Origin of the sequence: Nocardiopsis alba, assembly GCF_000710955.1 — a bacterium.
In the GTDB taxonomy this organism is placed as follows: Bacteria; Actinomycetota; Actinomycetes; order Streptosporangiales; family Streptosporangiaceae; genus Nocardiopsis; species Nocardiopsis alba.
In genome coordinates this window covers 185,075-202,558 of record NZ_BAZE01000003.1, presented here as the reverse complement: position 1 = coordinate 202,558, position 17,484 = coordinate 185,075, and the positions used below count along the sequence as shown (strand labels likewise).

Here is a 17,484-nt window from a genome sequence, read left to right as displayed (position 1 = left end):
GGGACGGCGCCGTCGATGAGGCGTATGTGGGCTAGCTGATCACGGGGAGGGCCTCGGAACCGGGCAGGTCCATGAAGGTGGGGTGCTGGGTCATGCCCTCGGGGGTCTCGGGCTCGACGGTGCCGCCCTCGATCGACACCAGGTCGCTGGTGTCGATGTCGTTGAGCAGGTCGGTGCCGCGGCTCAGTCCGGCGACCAGGTCCTCGACGGTGGTGGTGTCCACGCCCTCGGCGACCTGGGGCAGCTCGTTGTCGGCCAGGGGCCCGTTGAGGCTCACCGAGTCGGAGAGGCCGTTCGAGGAGACCCCGTCGACCACCGCGCCGGTCAGGTCGGTCAGGGCCGGGGCCTCGGGAGAGCTCTGGGGCACGACGGCCGGGGCGTCGTCCCAGGCGCGGTTGCCCACCATGCCCAGGACCTCCTCCTCGCCGAGGCTGACGTAGTTGTCCTGAGTCAACTCGGTGGACTCCACGACGTCCTGGATCCGCTTGGGCGTCTCCACACCGAAGCCGGCGGCCAGGTCCCACACGTTGGGCGCGGTCGGGATCGAGCCCTCCGTGTGGCTCATCCGCTCGGTGGAGCCCTCCACCGGAAGCTCCAGGCTGTTGCCGCCGGTCAGATCGGTCACCGAGCCCAGGTCGGTCACCTCGGTGAGCGAGGGGGCCTCGGACAGCTCGGGCAGTCGGGCGGAGTCGGTCGAGGGGAGCCGGAGGTCGCCCGCCTCGGGCAGGGTGAGCACCTCGTCGCGCAGCTCGGCCACGGCCACCACCGTGTGCGGCAGCACCTCGTTCGCGGACTGCTCGAACCGGTCTCCGGCGCCCTTGGCGGTGGACTCCAGGGACGCGCCCGCGTCCTGCGCGGTGGACTCCAGGGCCGCCCCCGCCGTGTGACCGATGGTGTCGTGCGGGTTCCCGTCCATGCCGGTGGCGCTACGGGTCTCGGAGAGCGTGTTCGCCAAAGGGGAGTCCGGCAGGGCGGCGCCCAGGTCGGGGGCGCCGCGGCCGGGGTCGTTGGCGCTGGCCTGGAGCTCCTCCAAGGTGGCCCCGGCGATGGGGGTGACGCCCTCGGGGGCGATCTTGTTCACGGTCGGCGCGACGCCCTTGACGAGCGCCTGCTCGGCGAGCGGGGAGACCACGTCGTTCAGCGGCGCCTGGAGCCCCTCGGCTCCGGCGACACCGGAACCGAGGGCCACGAACCCGGCCGCTCCGGCGGCGAGGAGGATGGTTCGGGCAGAGAGGCGTCGGGTCTTGGTCATGGGGTTCCTTCCCTCGTGAAGCCATGTGTTGACGGGACGGCCGCGCCGTCGTGGGGACGGCGGCCTTGCGGAGCCGGGTGGACCACCGGCTGACGTGAATCACGTGAACGACGGCACGGGACTCAGGTCAGCTCCCAGGAAGAAGAAGGACGTGCTGGGAACGGGTCCGGGGCGCGCGTGAAGGCGCGCTCGGTCCGTTCGCTAGTCGGGCGAGACCGTGGGGTCGTCGGCCGGGTCGGTCGGGCCGGCGTGCGGCGCGCGGGACCCGATGAGCACGGCGGTGGAGTCCGGGCCGGGCAGGGTGGCGGAGGCCAGGTAGCCGGCGACGGCGGCGGCCGGGGCGGGACCTCCGGTGGAGGGTGCCGGGGAACCGGTGGTGCCCTGGGCACGGTGCGGCTCGGCGACCGGCTCGACGTCGGTGTCGTCGTCGACGGTGGCGTTCTCGCCCGGGGCCTCGTTCGCTCCGCCGGAGACCGGTGCGGACGTGATCCGCTCCGTGGGCGGCACGGAGTCGAGAGGGGCCTCGGTCTCCTGGATCTCTCGGGAGGGGCGAGGGCCCTCCTCGTCGGCGGCCTCGTCCTTCGGGGCCTCGACCGTGTCGGGGCTCGCGGTGGTCGTCTCGCGGACGGACGGCATGGGGAGCGGACCGAGTTCGGTCGCCTCCTCACGGACGCGGTCGACCTCGGTGAAGACCCCGCGTACCTCGCCGCGGAACTCGGAGACGGAGGGCTCGGGGAGGATCGTGGCGGTGGCCGCCGCCTCGCCGGTGCCCTCTTCCAGCCGCTGGTGGACGGTGCCGAGGGTGTCGGTCACCGGCGCGGCGACCTCCTCGACCCGTTCGAGCGTCCGGCCCTGGCCCAGACTCTGGAGGGGCTCCGAAGCGCTCAGGGCCTCGGCCTGCGCGGGCGCCGCCGACAGCCACAACACGGTGAGGAAGGCGCCGAGCAACAGGGGAAGGCCGATGAAGGAGGGCAGGGCCGCGCACACGGCCGACGCGGCACGGAGCGTGCCGGGGCGGCTGATGCGAGGCTTCACTGAGGCCCTCCGAGACATACGACCGGGGAGGGGCGGGGTAAGGGAACCCGACGCCCACGACCAGACGTTAGCACAGAGTCACTGAGGGTAGTTTCGGTTCGCCGGAACCGAGAACGCCGAGTTCAGCCCTGTCGGGAGACCGGAGGTTCCTCGACGACCTCTGTGACCGATGCCCGGGCGGCCGATCGGCGACGGGCGTTGCGGACCTGGTCGTAGACGAAGACGCACACCGCCAGCCACACGAACCCGAAACCGATCCACCGGCTCAGGGGCATCTCCTCCCCTTGGAGCAGCCAACCGATCAGGAACATCATCGTCGGGGCGATGAACTGGAGCATGCCGATGATGCTCAACGGCACCCGGCGGGCGGCCACCCCGAACAGCAGCAACGGCAGGGCCGTCACGAAACCGCCGCCCACCAACAGGGCCGTGTGCGCGGGGGAGACCGAGAAGGCGGTGCCCGCCCCGGTCGCCTCCAGGTACACCACGTAGCCCAGGGCCGGCAGGAACATGATGAGGGTCTCGACGGTCAGGCTCTGCATCCCGTCCAGGTTCACGTACTTCTTCACCGCGGCGTAGGAGGCGAAGGAGCTCGCCATCAGAAGGGAGAGCCAGGGGGTGGACCCGTAGGCCACCGTCATCACCAGTACGGCGGCCAGGCCCAGGGTGATCGCGATCCACTGGGTGCGGCGCAGGCGTTCGGAGAAGAACACGACACCCATGCCGACGGTCATCAGGGGGTTGATGAAGTAGGCCAACGAGGCCTGGAGGGTCTGGGTGATGGAGACCGCGTAGATGAACCCCCACCAGTTCAGCGAGATGAGGACGGCGGCCGCGGCGACCAACAGCAGCTTGCGCGGATCCCTGAGCAGGGCCGGCAGCCACGACCAGCCCCGACGGGCCAGGAGGAGGAAGACGCACATCGCGAGTAGGGCCCACACCATGCGGTGGGCGAGGATCTCGGCCGGGGCGGAGGCCGAGAGGAAGGGCCAGTAGAGGGCGGCGAAGCCCCAGAGGAGGAAGGCGCCGGCCCCGAGGGCGACGCCGCGATTGGATTCCGGCACAAAGGCAATCGTAGGACGAATCCCCGCATCTGTCGCTGTTTTTATCGTGCGTATGCGATGGACTTCGGGTGGATCGTCCACAGGGGCGCGCACGGCTCTGGGAACCCCTGGACGAGGCGGATAGCCTGGAGACATGTTCGGTAGAAAGACGACCATGGTCGACCCCGCCCGCGCCCTGCCGGGGCGGGAGACCCCGATCGAGCCTCCCTTCGGTCACACCGTGTTGGGCACCGCCCTGACCCCGCCCTACCCGGACGGGTCCGAGATCGCGGATCTGGGCATGGGCTGTTTCTGGGGAGCCGAGCGCGTGTTCTGGCGGCTGGGGGCCGAGAAGGGCGTCATCACCACCGCCGTGGGCTACGCCGGCGGGTTCACGCCCAACCCCACCTACGAAGAGGTGTGTTCGGGACTGACCGGGCACGCCGAGGTCGTGCGCGTGGTCTTCGACCCTGAGCTCATCTCCTACGCGGAGATCCTCAAGATCTTCTGGGAGGGGCACGACCCGACGCAGGGCATGCGGCAGGGCAACGATGTGGGCAGCCAGTACCGGTCCGCGATCTACTACCACTCCGAGGCCCAGCGGGAGACCGCCGAGGCCACCCGCGACGCCTTCCAGCCGGTGTTGACGCGTTCCGGCTACGGGGAGATCACCACGGAGATCGCGCCGCTCCGGGACTTCTACTTCGCCGAGGACTACCACCAGCAGTACCTGTCCGAGGCCAAGAACCCCAACGGCTACTGCGGTATCGGCGGGACCGGCGCGAGCTGCCCGATCGGCGTGGCCTCCACGGGCGACGAGTAGACCGCGAAGCCCGACCGACGCGAGCCCCGGGCCCGCCCCACCCGGGGTGTGGGCCCGGGGCTCGTGTCGTGGAGTGGCGGGGGAGCCATGTCGTGTCTCCCGGACCGCCACCGAGGTGGTCGGCCCCCGTTCGACCGGAGGTCGTGAAAGGCGAAGTGGGCCGTGACGAGGAACGTCCTCCGATGATTCCGCCATGGGACCTCCCCGATTCCTCCGTTTCGCCGGCGGACGGGGATAGGGGCGTTCCGCGATCCTCGTTTATGAAGTAGTCGGACGTCGGAGCAGGTGTTTTCGGCGTCCCGGGGTTCTTGAGGTCGCGTTCACTCCGGATTGGGCGGGCGGCCACGTTCTGGAGATACCGAAGGGCCCGCGGGTCGCCTCCGTGGACGACTCGAACCTCTCGGGTGCGCCACCACCAGGGCTTTTCGGTCCATGCCTCTGGGTTCATAAAGAGCATTAGGTGAGGTCCGAAAACCTTCGACCTGTCTAAGCAGGCATTTCTCCAGAAGAAACTCACATTGCGCTATCGACGCCTCACGCGGGAGGTGTCCTCTTTATCACTCTTCGGAGAGATCCCGGCAACCCAATAGGTGTTATAGGTGATTTCAGGGCACAGTAGTCACATGCGCAACTCCTTTCCCTCATGGAGGTCCGCCGCTCCGGCGCGGGCTGCCGCGCCACCCGGCCTCACGGGCCGTCGACCACGCTCTGGTCCCGGTCGAGAACGGAACCGGGCCGCGGTCGGGGTGGCGCACACCCCCCGTCCCGAACGGACGCGGCCCCGCCCGGGCCGGATCGGTCGAACTTCGCACGTGGACGAGATCCACTTCGCGGACACCCGTTCCCGCCCGGCCGCGCACACGACTCTGACCCGGTTGCCGCGTATCACCCTGGAGAAGCCCTCATGAAGAAGATCCTGATCGTCGGAGCCAGCAGCTCGGGGCTGATATTGGCCCACCAGCTGCTGAGGGCCGGTTATGACGTCACCGTCATCAACTCGCCCGCGTCGGGGGAGATCCGTACCGGTCCCCTGCCCCTGTTCCAGTTCACCCTGGGAGAGGCGGTCGCGCGGGAACGGGTCCTGGACCTGACGATGTGGGAGGGCATGGCCCCGCACATCACCGGCGTGGACCTGCTCCTGCACCCGCCGCAGGGGGACCCCGCCGCCGTGCGCGGCCGGTTCGCCGCCCCCGGTGTGTCGGTGGACCACCGGATCAAGATGGCCGACTGGCTGGAGTCCTTCGAGGACCGCGGCGGCAAGGTCGTGATCCACGGGGTGACCGTGACCGACCTGGACTACTTCACCCGTATGTTCCACCTGATCGTGGTCGCCGTCGGCGGCGGCGAACTGGGGCAGTTGTTCGACCACAACTCCGACATCGCCCGCGCCAAGGAGCGGACGGTGGCCCAGGTCCTCATCGACGACGTGCCGCCCGGACCGTACGCCTCGTCCGGTGGCGACCTGGCCCTGGTCGGGTCGGCCCGCGAGGTGCGCGGGATCCTCGCTCCGGTGCTGACCACCCAGGGCGAGTGCCACATCCTCCAGCTGGTCTCCAACCCCGGCGGCCCGATGGACTCATGGCCGGACCGCCCCGGCCCCGACGAGCAGCTGCGTCGGGCCAAGGAGATCGTCGGCCGTTACTTCCCCGACATGTACGAGCGCATCGTGCACGCCCAGCTGATCGGCGAGCGCAGCACCAGCACGCATCGGATCAGCCCGCACGCGCGACGGGCCATCGCCCAGCTCCCCTCCGGCGGGCACGTCCTCGGTCTGGGCGACATGGTGGTGACCACCGACCCCATGGCCGCTCAGGAGTCGAACCTGTCGGTGCACAGCGCCCAGCACTACTACAAGCGCATCCTCGGCCACGGAGACCAGGGGTTCACCCCGGAGTGGATGCAGGAGACCTTCGACGGCTTCTGGTCGGGGCAGGACGGCGCGCACACCGGTATGGGAGCGGCGGCCTCGGGGCTGTCGGAGATGTTGGACGGAATGTGGGAGCCCGACGCGCCCGCCCACGTGGGCGAGGTGTTCGGCGCCGCCACCTTCCACCAGCCGGTCGCCGACCGGATCATCGAGGGTCTGGCCGACCCGCGCTCCTACGCCGAGTGGTTGATGGACCCCGAACAGGCCCGCGCCTACCTGGCCTCGGTCCTGCCTCAGGCGCTCCCCGTCTCCTGAACCCTTCGAACCCACCCGATCCCTTCCCCACCCCTTTCATCCCCTATCCAGTCATTGGAGATCCCCATGTCCCCCTCTGTGGCCTCTACCCCCACCGCGTCCGCCTGGTGGAACCCGACCCTGGTCGACCGCGGCTACCAGGCCCTGGTGGTGCACGGCACCTACCCCTACCTGTGGGGCTGCAACTACCGCTATGTCCTGGACCTGCACCGGGAGGTCGTCCACGAGGGCGACACCGTGCTGGAGATCGGTCCCGCCGACGGCGGGCACCTGCACCGGGTCGACCGCGACAAGCTCGACCTGCACCTGATGGACACCAACCCCGACATGCTGAAGGTGGCCGGCGCGCGTCTGGCCCGCTACGCCCCCACCCTTCACCACAATGACGCGACCAAGCCGTTCCCCATGGAGGAGAACAGCGTCGACGTCGTGGTGCTGTCCATGGTCCTGCACTGCGTGCGGGGGAGCGACCTGAAGGCCAAGTCGTCGGTGTTCGACCACATCGCGGGCGTTCTGCGGCCCGGGGGCACGTTCGCCGGCGCCACCGTCCTGAGCCACGGGGTGCGCCAGACCGCGCTCAGCCGCGCCGGTCTCAAGCTGCTCAACGACCGCGGTGTCTTCGACAACCGGGGCGACTCCCTGGACGACCTGCGCGCCGCCCTGCGCGAGCGGTTCGACGATGTGGAGATCGACATCGTGGGCCGAGTGGCGTTGTGGCGAGGGGTGGCCCGTTGAGGACCCCGGTTCCCTCCACATCGGCGGCCCTGACCGGTATCGGTCTACGCCTGCCGGGTGGTTCCGGCCCTGATCTGCGCGGCCCCGATCGCGCCTGGAACGCACTGTTGGCGGCCGAGAGCGCGATCGGCCGCTACCCCGAAGAGCGATGGCGGGCCATGGCCGAGCGCCTCCACCCGGAGGACCGCTCCGACACCCCGTGGCCGGTCGCCCACCTGACCCTGCCCGAAGCCGGATCCCTGGACGCCACCGTGCTGGGGATGCGCGCCACCGAGGGCGCCCACCTGTCGCCCACCCAGACCCTGGTCACGCAGGTGGTCGCCGAGGCCATCGCCGACGCGGGGCTGGCGCCCTCCACCCTGGCGGGGCCCTCCACCGGTGTCTACCTGGGCAACGCCACCCCGGACGAGGCCCTCACCACCTTCGGGCGGCGATCCCGCCCCGGTCTGGTGGACCTCGCCTCCGGCGGTGCCGGCATGTTGGCCACGCCCGTCTCGCGTTGGCTCGACACCCGCGGCCCCCTGGTCACCTTCGACACCTCCTGCTCGGCGTCCATGGCCGCTCTGGACGCGGCCCACCGCGACCTGGCCCAGGGGAGGGTGGACACCGCGATCGTCATCGGCACCAACACCTGTGCCGACCCCGTGGTGATCCGGGCGTTCGTCGAGGGCGGTGTCCTGGCGGAGGACGGCGCCTGCCTCCCCTACGACGTCGGAGCCCGGGGATACGTACGCGGTGAGGCCGTGGTCGCCGTGGTCCTGCGCCGCTACTCCAGGGCCCGGGCCGACCAGGACCGCGTCTACGCGTTGATCGACCACACCCTGATGGGCGCGGACGGCCGCTCGGCCGGCACCGGTATGCCCTCACGGCCGGCCCAGGCCGAGCTGCTCACCCGGGTCTACGACCAGGCCGGTCTGAGCCCGGAACGGGTCGACTACCTGATCGGTCACGGCACCGCCACCCGGGCCGGCGACCGGGCCGAGTTGGCCGCCCTGAGGCAGGTGTTCGACCGACCCGAGCGGGACCGTCCGCTCCTGGTCGGATCGGTGAAGGGGTTGTGGGGGCACGCGGAGGCGGCCTCCGCCCTGACCGGCGTGGTCGCGGCGGCGCTGAGCCTGCACCACGGGATCGTCCCGCCCACCACCGGACACACCGAGCCCAACCCGGATCTGGGCGAAGGCCTGACGGTCGCCACCGAAGCCGTGGAGATCCCGCCGAAGGTGGTGGGGGTGACCGGGCTCGGCTTCTCCGGGGCCATCGGTCACACCATCATGAGCCGGGTCCCCGCCGCGGCACGTGGACGCCGCGGCGGTCTGACCTCGGCTTCCGTGGGCGGTGCCTTGGCGCTTCCGGTCTCGTCTCCCACCGAGTCCGGTGTGCGCGCCGCGGCGGAGGTCCTCGCTCCGGCCGTCGCCGGTCCCGGCCGTGCTCGCGCGGGCCGGATCGGGGATCATCTCGTCCGACGCCGGGACCACCACCGGGTGCGGGCCGCGGTGCTGTCGGCGCCCAACACCGCCGGTTCGGCCGAGGCCTGGGAGGCTCTGGCGCAGGGTCGATCCCACCCGGATCTCGTCGGCCCCACCGAGGGGCGTTCGCCGTGGCGTCAGGTGTGGGTGTTCGGCGGACAGGGCAGCGCCCATCCTCGTATGGGCCTGAGACTGCGTCGCGAGGATCCGATGTTCGCCGAGCACCTGGAGGCCGTCCTCCGGGAGCTGGAGCTGCCCTGGCGACCCGGTGACACCGGTGAGCTCGGTCTGGCCTTTCTCCAGCAGGCCACCTTCGCGGTCCAGGTCGCCCTGGCCCACACGCTGCGCGACCGTTATGGCCTGGTCCCGGACGCGGTGGTGGGGCACTCGATGGGAGAGGTGGCCGCCGCCCATGTGGCGGGCATCCTTCCGCTGGATCAGGCCGCGCGCCTGGCACGGGCCCGCTCCACCCTTCTGGAACGGATCGTTCATGAGGGCGGTCTGGTCGCCGCCCAACTGGACGCGCACGAGGCACAGGAGCTCACCGACCGGTACGGGCTGGAGATCGCCTGCCGTAACTCGCCACGGGACGTCGTGCTCTCCGGAGATCGGGACTCCTTGGACGCCCTGGTCGCGGACCTGACCGAACGGGGGGTGCGCAACACCCGTGTCTCCCAGGCGCCTCCCGCCCACAGCCGGCACGTGGAGGGGCTCCAGTCCCTCCTGGCCGCGGAACTGGAGGGTCTGCGGCCCGAGCCGGGGGAGGTGGAGATGGTCTCCACCGTCACCGGTCGTCCCATCGTCGGTACCGACCTGACCGCCGACTACTGGGTCCGCCAACTCCGTGCCCCGGTCGAGTTCGAGCAGGCCACCATCTCCTGCGCATCGGGCGCCACCCTGGCCGTGGAGATCTCGCCCCGGCCCGTCCTGGGGCCGGCCATGGCCCACACCCGGGCCCGTCACCACCTGACCCTGGACATCACCGCGGCCGGGGATCCCGAACACGAACCCCTGGGGCCGGCACGTGTCGCGGCGCACGCCTACACCCACCACATCCCGCTCACCTGGCCCTTCACCGCCGCCTGCGCACCCCTGGAGGTGGAACCGGCGCCGTGGACCCCGAGCGTCTCCGACCGATGGACGGACCGCATCGCCCATCTGGAAGGGGTCGAGCGTCACGCCGTGGTGCTGGACCAGGTCCATCGTGAGGTGGCGGACCTGGCCGCCGTCGAGGTCACCGACCATGATCTGGACACCGACCTGGCGGACCTGGGGGTGAACTCACTCCACCTGCTGAGTCTGCGGGCCACCCTTCTCCAGGCGCTCCCGCAACGTCCCACGGCGCTACCGGATCACCAACCCACGATCCGTTCCATCGCCAAGGCCCTGGAGGAGCTGCTGCCCCCGCCGGCGACGAACACCGCCTGACCCCGCGCCGTCGTCCCGGTCCGGGGCTCCCACTCGAGTGGGAGCCCCGGACCTTCTCGTGTTCTCGGAGAGCGCGGGGAGGGATACGGCGTGTGAGGTCGTGATCGGGTGGCCCGGGGTCGAGGCTCCCACCTGGGAGAACGAGAATCGGGGTTGAGCCCGATGGTAACGAAGTGGTATCGGTAGTGGGTGCGTGTCGATAAAGCCCTCCCCGTAACCCCGGCGTCCCCCGCGACGATCCCGTCCACCACCTGGATCGGGTTCGCGCGTGTCGCCGCGATGATCGCGGTCGTCCTCGTGCACGCCTACTCCCCGTTGGTGAGCACCATCTACGCCGACCTCGGTGGTCCGACGTGGTGGGCCGCGAACGTCGTGGACGCCGCGTTGCGTTGGTGCGTGCCGGTGTTCGTGATGATCAGTGGTGCCCTTCTCCTCAGGCCCAAGGAGGAGAGCGTCGGGACCTTCTACCGCAAGAGGTGGGCCAAGATCGGCGTTCCGCTGGTCTTGTGGACCCTCGCCTACCTGGTGTGGCAGCGGTGGCGCGACGGGATCGAGGTCTTCGACGCCGTCTCCCAGACCGCCTCGGGCTCCCCCTCCATCCACCTCTACTTCCTCTACGTCATCGCCGGCCTCTACCTCTTCACCCCGTTCCTGCGCACGGTGGTGGCCCACACTCCGCGCGCCGGACTCTGGTGGTTCGCGGGGGCGACCCTGGCCCTGGGCGCGACCGACCAACTGCTGGGCCTGGTCGACGGGGTCGGCGGGGTCACCGCGGCCACCCGGTTCCTGCCCTTCCTCGGCTACTACCTGTTGGGGTGGCTCCTGGTCACCCGGAACGACGACCCTCGTGACACGCGACGCGGAGCCATCGCCTTCGTCCTGGGCACCGCCGCCACCGCCGTCGGGGCCTGGGGCGCGGCCACCCTCGAGGGGGAGTGGGGCAGCGGAGCCGCCTACGTCTACGACTTCCTCTCCCCGATGGTCGTCCTCGCCTCCGTGGGGGCCTTCCTCCTCCTGCGCTCCCTCGGTTCCCGGGTGCGGGCCGGAGGACCGGTCGATCGGGTGGTCGCCTCCGTGTCCGGGCTGAGCTTCGGCGTCTACCTCGTCCACGTCATGGTGCTCTATACGTTGCGCGATCTCGGCGGGGTGCCCGAAGGCCTCATGGCCCTGGTCGCCGCGGCCGGATACGCGCTGGCGACCATGGCGATCAGCATGCTCCTGGTGGCCGTGGTCCAGCGGATCCCGTTGCTGCGCTCCACCGTCTGATCGAAGAACGGACGCGCGCACGACGACGGCCCCCGGGAGACGGAACCCGGGGGCCGTTCAGGGAGGGGCGGGGCTCAGGACCGTGCGGCGGGTTCCTGAGCGTCGACCGCCCGAGCGGTACGTCGGCGGAGGGCCCGGGCGATGAGCGGGACCACCGCCACCAGCAGGACCAGGGCGTACAGCGTGATCGAGATGCCGCTGCCCACCAGGATCGTCGGATCCCCGGAGGAGGCGGCCAGCGCCCTCCGGAACTCGGTCTCGGCGATCGGTCCCAGCACCACACCGATCAGGGCGGGGGCCACCGGGACCCCGAAGGTCCGCATGACCAATCCCAGCAGCGCGACCGCCGTCAACATCACCAGGTGGATCACGGAGGTGTTGATCGCGTACACGGCCAGCACCGAGAACAGCGTGATACCCGCGTACAGGTACGGCTTGGGCAGCTTGAGGAGCTTGGCCCACAGCGGGGCGAACGGCAGGTTGATCACCAGGAGCAGCACGCTGCCGATCAGCAGCGAGGCCAGGAGGGTCCACACCAGGTCGGCGTTGCGCTCGAACAGGACCGGGCCCGGCTGGAGTCCGTACTGCTGGAAGGCGGCCAGCATGATCGCGGCCGTCGCCGAGGTGGGCAGACCCAGGCCCAGCAGCGGGACCATAGTGCCGGCGGCGCTGGAGTTGTTGGCCGCCTCGGGACCGGCCACACCCTCGATCGCGCCCTCGCCGAACTCGTTCTCCTCGCCCTTGCGGCGGGCGCGGCGCTCGGCGAGCTTGCGCTCCAGACCCAAGGAGAGGAACGTCGGGATCTCCGCCCCGCTGCCCGGGATCGGGCCGAAGGCGCCACCCAGGGCGGTACCGCGCAGCCACGGTTTCCAGGAACGACGCAGGTCACGTCGGCCCAGCCACGGGCGGCCGGTACGGATCGCAGCGAAGTCCGGAGCGGACCGGCCCCGCGCGGCGATGTACAGCACCTCTCCGAGGGCCAACAGACCCACGGTCACGATCACGATGTCGATGCCGTCGAGCAGGCTGGAGGAGCCGAAGTCGAAACGGGCCGCGCCGCTCTGTCCGTCGATCCCCACCATGCCGATGGCCAGACCGATCAGCAACGACGCCAGACCGCGCAGCACCGAACCGGACACCACCGCGGCCACCGCCACGAAGGAGAAGACGGTCAGCGCGAAGTACTCGCCGGGTCCGAAGTTGAGCGCGAACGCGACCATCACCGGGGCGAACAGGGCCACGATCAGCGTGCCCAGGATGCTCGCCACGAACGAACCGATCACCGCGGTGCCCAAGGCCTGGGCCGCGCGACCCTTGAGCGCCATCTTGTGGCCCTCGTAGGTGGTGGCGATCGAGGAGGCCTGCCCCGGGGTGTTGAGCAGGATCGAGGTGGTGGCGCCACCGAACATGCCGCCGTAGTACACGCCGGCGAACAGGATGAACGCGCCGGTGGGGTCGAGGCGGAAGGTGACCGGCAACAGCAGGGCGACCGCCATCGCCGAACCCATGCCGGGCAGGACGCCCACGGCGGTGCCGAGCAGGACGCCGAGGAAGGCCCACATCAGGTTCTGCGGGCTCATCGCGGCGGAGAGCCCGTCCACCAGGTTGAGCAGGGTGTCCATCAGAGCAGCACCTCCAGGAAGCCGCCGGGCAGGTTGAGTCCGAGCCCGAACGAGAAGCCGACCTGGACGGCGGCCGAGATCGACAGCGCCACGATCGCGTCACGCAGATGGGCGCGGGCGCCGAAGGCGTAGGCCACGATCCAGAACAACAGAGCGCCGGCGAGCAGCCAGCCCAGGATCTCCAGCAGGGCGATGTGCGCCACCAGCCCGGCCAGCACGATCAGCACGGGACGACCCTCGAACCAGGCCAGAGGGGAGACACCGCTCTCGGAGCCCCGCCCTCGAAGGTTGACCACGGTCATGCACACGGCGGTGATCAGGAGCAGTACGCCCACGACGCCGGGGAAGGCGCCGGGACCCGGCCGGGTCGCGTTGGGCGGGGCCTCGATGGTGAGGGCGCCCCACACGGCCACCAGGCCGAGGATCGCCACCAGGGCGGGGACGACCCACGCTCCGGGGCCGCTCCAGGCGGTCTCCTCGGGGGAAGGGGCCTGCGTACTCTCGTCCGGCCCGTTCGTCTCCGTCTCCGTCACCGGTTCGGGGACCTCGGATCCGGTCCGTTCGGTCACGTCGTCCCTCACAGACCCAACTCCTCTACGGTCTCCTGCGTCAGGGCGACCTCCTCCTCCAGGAACTCCGAGAACTCCTCACGGTCCTGGAAGGTGTCGGTCCATCGGTTGCGCTCCAGGGTGTCCTCCCAGGAGGGGGTCGCGAGCAGCTCGCGCACCAGCTCCTCCAGGGCCGCGGCCTCCTCGTCGCTCAACCCGGGAGGGGCGATGACCCCGCGCCAGTTCGACATCTCCACGTCGTAGCCCTGCTCCAGGATGGTGGGGAGGTCCACCCCCTCCAGACGGTCGGGGGAGGAGATCGCCAGCGCGCGCAGCGGGCCGTCCTCCTCCATCTGGTCGCTGAAGTCGCCCAGGGTGCCGAAGCCGACCTCGGAGGTGCCCGACAGCAGTGAGGTCAGGACCTCGCCGCCGCCCGAGTAGGGCAGGTAGTTGATCTCACCGGGGGCCACGTCCATGGACTGGGCCACCCGGGCGGCGAAGATCTGGTCGACACCGCCCATCGAACCGCCCGACACCGGCAGGGTCTCCGAGCGTTCGGTCCAGTCCTCGGCGAGATCGTCGAGGTCCTCGTAGGGCGAGTCCTTCGGTACGGCCACGACCAGATACTCCGAGGCGAGCTGGGCGATGGGGGTGGAGTCCTCCATCGAGTAGGGGGAGCCGGTGGTCTCCACGGCGCCCACCATGCCCAGGCCGGTCATGGTCAGGACGTTGGCCTGACCGTCGCGGCCGGCGGTCTGCGCCAGGCCGATGGTGCCGCCCGCGCCCTCGGCGTTGCGGACCTCGACGTTGAAGCGCAGCTCCTCTTCACGCAGGCCGTTCTGCATCTCGCGGGCGAGCGTGTCCCAGCCTCCGCCGGGGGCCGCGGGCGCGATGAGCAGAAGCTTCTCCTGAGAACCGTCGCCGGAGGCGGCGCTCTGCCGCACGTCGTACAGTGCCGTCCCGACCAGTAGGACGGCACAGAGCCCTCCCACCACACGGAACAACACGCCACGATCACGCATCGTCCTCTCCTCTCGATCGTCTCGATCGTCTGTGCACGTCCCCGGCGCAGACGAACACGCAGACGCAGGGGAGATCCGCACCACAGTGTGACGGCGGACACCCGCATGTGAGGGCTTTGTTAAAACTGGAGTCATATTGGTCGTATTGTTCGTGAAACCCGATCGCACGACGTCGACCTGTGCGTTCACCGGCCCGGGAGCCCCGTACCCGGCCACTGGAGTACCCATGACCTCACCGCCCGCACGAGGCCGCCTCACCCTCACCGGATCCCTGTTCATCGGCTACGTCTGCCTGTTGACGGTGGCGCTCACCGGGGTCGGCGTCCTGTGGACGCTCCACGTCGATCGCGAGACCGACCGCCAGTACGCCGAGCGCGTCCTCACCGTCGCCCGCTCGGTCGCCGTCATGCCCGAGGTGGTGGCCGGGCTTCAGGAGCCCGACCCCGCCGCCACCCTCGACCCGCTCGCCGACCGTCTGGTCGCGGCCACGGACACCGACTTCCTCGTCATCGCCTCGCCCGAGGGCACCCGGTACACCCACCCGAACAAGGAGCTCATAGGGCGTACGGTGTCCACCCCGCCCGGCCCCGCCGCCGAGGGGACGGAGTGGAGCGGGGTCCAGGACGGTACCCAGGGCCGTACGGTCCGGGCGAAGATCCCCGTGTTCTCCGAAGGCGGATCGGTCAACGGAGGCGACGCGAAGGGCGAGGTCGTCGGCTACGTGTCCCTGGGCATCCTCACCTCCAGCGCCGGCGGCGACACCCGTGCGGCCGTCCCCGCGATCCTCGCCGCCGTGGCCCTTGTCCTGGCCGTGGGGGTGGGCGGCTCCTGGATGCTGTCCCGGCGGGTCCGGGCCAAGACCCACGGTCTGGAACCGGCCGACATCACCACCCTGCTCGAAAGCCGCGAGGCCCTGCTGTACGCCGTGCGTGAAGGCGTCCTCGCGGTCGACGCCCACGACCGGGTCGTCCTGGTCAACCGTCCCGCCCGCGAGCTGCTCGGTCTGAGCGGGGAGATCGAGGGGCTCCGGCTGGAGGACCTCGGCCTGTCCGAGCGGGCCCGCGACATCGTCACCGGGGCCGACCGGGGCGGCGACCTGATCCTCCTCGCCGGCGACCGGGTCCTCGTCGCCAACCGGATGCCGGTAAGGATCCGGGGACGCGAGGCCGGAGCCGTGGTGACCCTCCGCGACCGGACCGAGGTCGATCGGCTCACCGGAGAGCTCGACGGAGCCCGCACCGTCACCCGGGGGCTGCGGGCCCAGGCCCACGAGTTCGCCAATCGAGTGCACACCGTCGCCGGGCTGCTCGAACTGGGAGCCCACGAGGAGGCCCGCGCCTACCTCGCGGAACTCACCGCCACCCACACGCGCACCTCCAGCGGCGTGGCCGAGCACATCCACGACCCGGCCCTGGCCGCCCTCACCCTCGCCAAGTCCGCGCAGGCCTCCGAACGCGGCGTCGACCTGCGTCTCTCCCCGCTGACCCGGGTTCCGGGGCCCCTGTACGCCGAGCCGCGGGCCGACGCCCTCCTCGTTCTGGGCAACCTGGTGGACAATGCCCTGGACGCGGTCGGCCGAGAGGGGTGGGTCGAGCTCCTGGTGCGACTGCACCGGGACGTGGACACCGACCTGCCGCACGACCTGCTGGAGATCCGGGTGACCGACTCCGGGCACGGGGTGGCCGACGACGTCGCGAAGGAGATCTTCCGATACGGATTCACCACCAAGGCATCACGGGACGGAGGCACTCGGGGCCTCGGCCTGGCCTTGGTGAAACAGGTGTGCGAGAGCAGAGGGGGAAGCATCGAGATGGAGGAACCGGACGAGGAGGAGGGGGCGGTCTTCACCGCCTGCCTGCCCGTCGCCGTGCCGGTGGGGGTCGGGGAATGATCCGCGTCCTGATCGTCGACGACGACGTGCGCGTGGCCCGGAACCATCAGGAGCTGGTGGAGTCGGTCCCCGAGTTCACCGTGGTCGGCACGGCGCACACGGCGGCCGCAGCCCTGGCCCAGGTGCGCGGTCATCGACCGGACCTGATCCTGCTCGACCTGCACCTGCCGGACGCCTCGGGCATCTCCGTGATGCGCACCCTGCGCGCGACCTCCGACCCGGACACCCCGCAGCCCGACTTCCTCATGATCACCGCCGTCCGCGACATCGCCCAGGTGCGTTCGGCGCTGCACGGCGGGGCCGTCCACTACCTGCTCAAGCCCTTTCCGCTCGCGGCCCTGCGCGACCAGCTCGAACGCTACGCGGTGGCCCGCCGCCAGATGGAGGGCGGGCCGGGGGAGGCCACCCAGCAGGAGGTGGATCGACTGTTCGGGCTGCTGCGCCCACCGGCGGCCCGCTCCCTCCCCAAGGGGCTCACCGCCGCCACCGTCGACCTGGTCTCGGGGGTGCTGCGCGCGTCGAGGGACGAGCTGTCCGCCGCCGAGGTCGCGGACCGTTCCGGGGTCTCCCGGGTGACCGCCCGCCGCTACCTGGAACACCTGTGCGCCGACGGTCGGGCCGAACTGCGCATGCGCTACGGCTCCGCCGGGCGCCCCGAACACCTCTACCGGTGGGTCGCCTGAGCGCGTTCGTCTCCCCACGGCGCGGGCCTTCACGAGAACGTCGGTGGCGCGTGTCACACTCGGGGCATGCTCGATCACCTTGGCATCCAGGTCGCCGACCCCGAGGCCGCGGCCTCCTTCTACGACGCCGTCCTCGGGGCCCTGGGCCACCGGCGCATGCTCCAGTACGGGCCGGTGATCGGCTACGGAAGCGAGGAGCCCGCCTTCTGGATCTCTCCCGCCGAGATCGAGGGGCCCGCTCGGGAGTCGCACATCGCCTTCACCGCGGCCGATCGCGCGGCGGTCGACGCCTTCTTCGCGGCGGCGGTCGAGAGCGGGGCCGAGGTCCTGCACGAGCCGAGGGTGTGGCCCGAATACCACGAGCACTACTACGGCGCGTTCGTCCGAGACCCCGACGGGAACAACGTGGAGGCCGTCAGCCACGTCCCCGCCTGAGCGGGACGACGACACGGAGGCGACGGCGCGTGTCCGTCGCCCCCGCGACCGAA

The 17,484-nt window shown here is 70.7% G+C and carries 14 protein-coding genes; 8 read left to right on the top strand and 6 right to left on the bottom strand.

Features of this window, described 5'->3' with window-relative positions; translation table 11 throughout:
* Nucleotides 1-31: 31 nt before the first annotated feature.
* The 3 genes from TR33_RS06625 to rarD form a co-directional block, all read right to left on the bottom strand.
* Nucleotides 32-1,252, bottom strand: coding sequence for a hypothetical protein (locus tag TR33_RS06625; RefSeq protein ID WP_017535930.1), 1,221 nt, complete (start codon nt 1,250-1,252; stop codon nt 32-34).
* A 201-nt stretch (nt 1,253-1,453) separates the two neighbouring features.
* The gene (locus TR33_RS06620) at nt 1,454-2,287 is read right to left on the bottom strand and encodes a hypothetical protein (RefSeq protein WP_017535929.1); all 834 of its coding nucleotides are present in this window, start codon (nt 2,285-2,287) and stop codon (nt 1,454-1,456) included.
* 122 nt (nt 2,288-2,409) lie between these two features.
* Nucleotides 2,410-3,351 (bottom strand): EamA family transporter RarD, encoded by a 942-nt coding sequence (gene rarD, locus TR33_RS06615; RefSeq protein WP_017535928.1) that lies wholly within the window; start codon nt 3,349-3,351, stop codon nt 2,410-2,412.
* A gap of 133 nt (nt 3,352-3,484) precedes the next feature.
* On the opposite strand from rarD, the gene msrA reads away from it, so the two are divergent.
* The 5 genes from msrA to TR33_RS06590 all read left to right on the top strand — a co-directional run bounded on the left by msrA (nt 3,485) and on the right by TR33_RS06590 (nt 11,230).
* Nucleotides 3,485-4,153, top strand: coding sequence for a peptide-methionine (S)-S-oxide reductase MsrA (gene msrA / locus TR33_RS06610; RefSeq protein ID WP_152472959.1), 669 nt, complete (start codon nt 3,485-3,487; stop codon nt 4,151-4,153).
* 904 nt (nt 4,154-5,057) lie between these two features.
* The gene (locus tag TR33_RS06605) at nt 5,058-6,335 is read left to right on the top strand and encodes a styrene monooxygenase/indole monooxygenase family protein (protein ID WP_017535925.1); all 1,278 of its coding nucleotides are present in this window, start codon (nt 5,058-5,060) and stop codon (nt 6,333-6,335) included.
* Nucleotides 6,336-6,401: 66 nt separating this feature from the next.
* The gene (locus TR33_RS06600) at nt 6,402-7,070 is read left to right on the top strand and encodes a class I SAM-dependent methyltransferase (RefSeq protein WP_020379971.1); all 669 of its coding nucleotides are present in this window, start codon (nt 6,402-6,404) and stop codon (nt 7,068-7,070) included.
* On the top strand, nt 7,067-9,964 hold the full coding sequence (locus tag TR33_RS06595) for a type I polyketide synthase (protein ID WP_036568491.1): 2,898 nt from the start codon (nt 7,067-7,069) through the stop codon (nt 9,962-9,964). The genes TR33_RS06600 and TR33_RS06595 overlap by 4 nt, the downstream gene beginning before the upstream one ends.
* 189 nt (nt 9,965-10,153) lie before the next feature.
* Nucleotides 10,154-11,230: an acyltransferase gene (locus TR33_RS06590; RefSeq protein ID WP_042282181.1), complete on the top strand. Its 1,077-nt coding sequence runs from the start codon at nt 10,154-10,156 to the stop codon at nt 11,228-11,230.
* 74 nt (nt 11,231-11,304) lie between these two features.
* Here TR33_RS06590 and TR33_RS06585 read toward each other — a convergent pair whose 3' ends face one another.
* From TR33_RS06585 to TR33_RS06575, 3 genes are read right to left on the bottom strand one after another with little or no spacing between them, the layout of a single operon-like run.
* On the bottom strand, nt 11,305-12,852 hold the full coding sequence (locus tag TR33_RS06585) for a tripartite tricarboxylate transporter permease (RefSeq protein ID WP_014910077.1): 1,548 nt from the start codon (nt 12,850-12,852) through the stop codon (nt 11,305-11,307).
* On the bottom strand, nt 12,852-13,433 hold the full coding sequence (locus tag TR33_RS06580) for a tripartite tricarboxylate transporter TctB family protein (protein ID WP_017535922.1): 582 nt from the start codon (nt 13,431-13,433) through the stop codon (nt 12,852-12,854). The genes TR33_RS06585 and TR33_RS06580 overlap by 1 nt, the downstream gene beginning before the upstream one ends.
* Complete coding sequence (locus TR33_RS06575; RefSeq protein ID WP_017535921.1) at nt 13,430-14,422, bottom strand: tripartite tricarboxylate transporter substrate binding protein; 993 nt, start codon at nt 14,420-14,422, stop codon at nt 13,430-13,432. Before TR33_RS06575 ends, TR33_RS06580 begins: the two co-directional genes overlap by 4 nt.
* 226 nt (nt 14,423-14,648) lie before the next feature.
* On the opposite strand from TR33_RS06575, the gene TR33_RS06570 reads away from it, so the two are divergent.
* The 3 genes from TR33_RS06570 (at nt 14,649) to TR33_RS06560 (ending at nt 17,431) form a co-directional block, all read left to right on the top strand.
* Entirely contained in the window at nt 14,649-16,313 is a 1,665-nt protein-coding gene (locus TR33_RS06570; protein ID WP_017535920.1) for a sensor histidine kinase, read from the top strand.
* Entirely contained in the window at nt 16,310-16,996 is a 687-nt protein-coding gene (locus TR33_RS06565; protein WP_042282177.1) for a response regulator, read from the top strand. The genes TR33_RS06570 and TR33_RS06565 overlap by 4 nt, the downstream gene beginning before the upstream one ends.
* A 66-nt stretch (nt 16,997-17,062) precedes the next feature.
* A complete protein-coding gene (locus tag TR33_RS06560; RefSeq protein ID WP_042282175.1) occupies nt 17,063-17,431 on the top strand; it encodes a VOC family protein in 369 nt (122 codons plus the stop codon).
* Nucleotides 17,432-17,484: the final 53 nt, after the last annotated feature.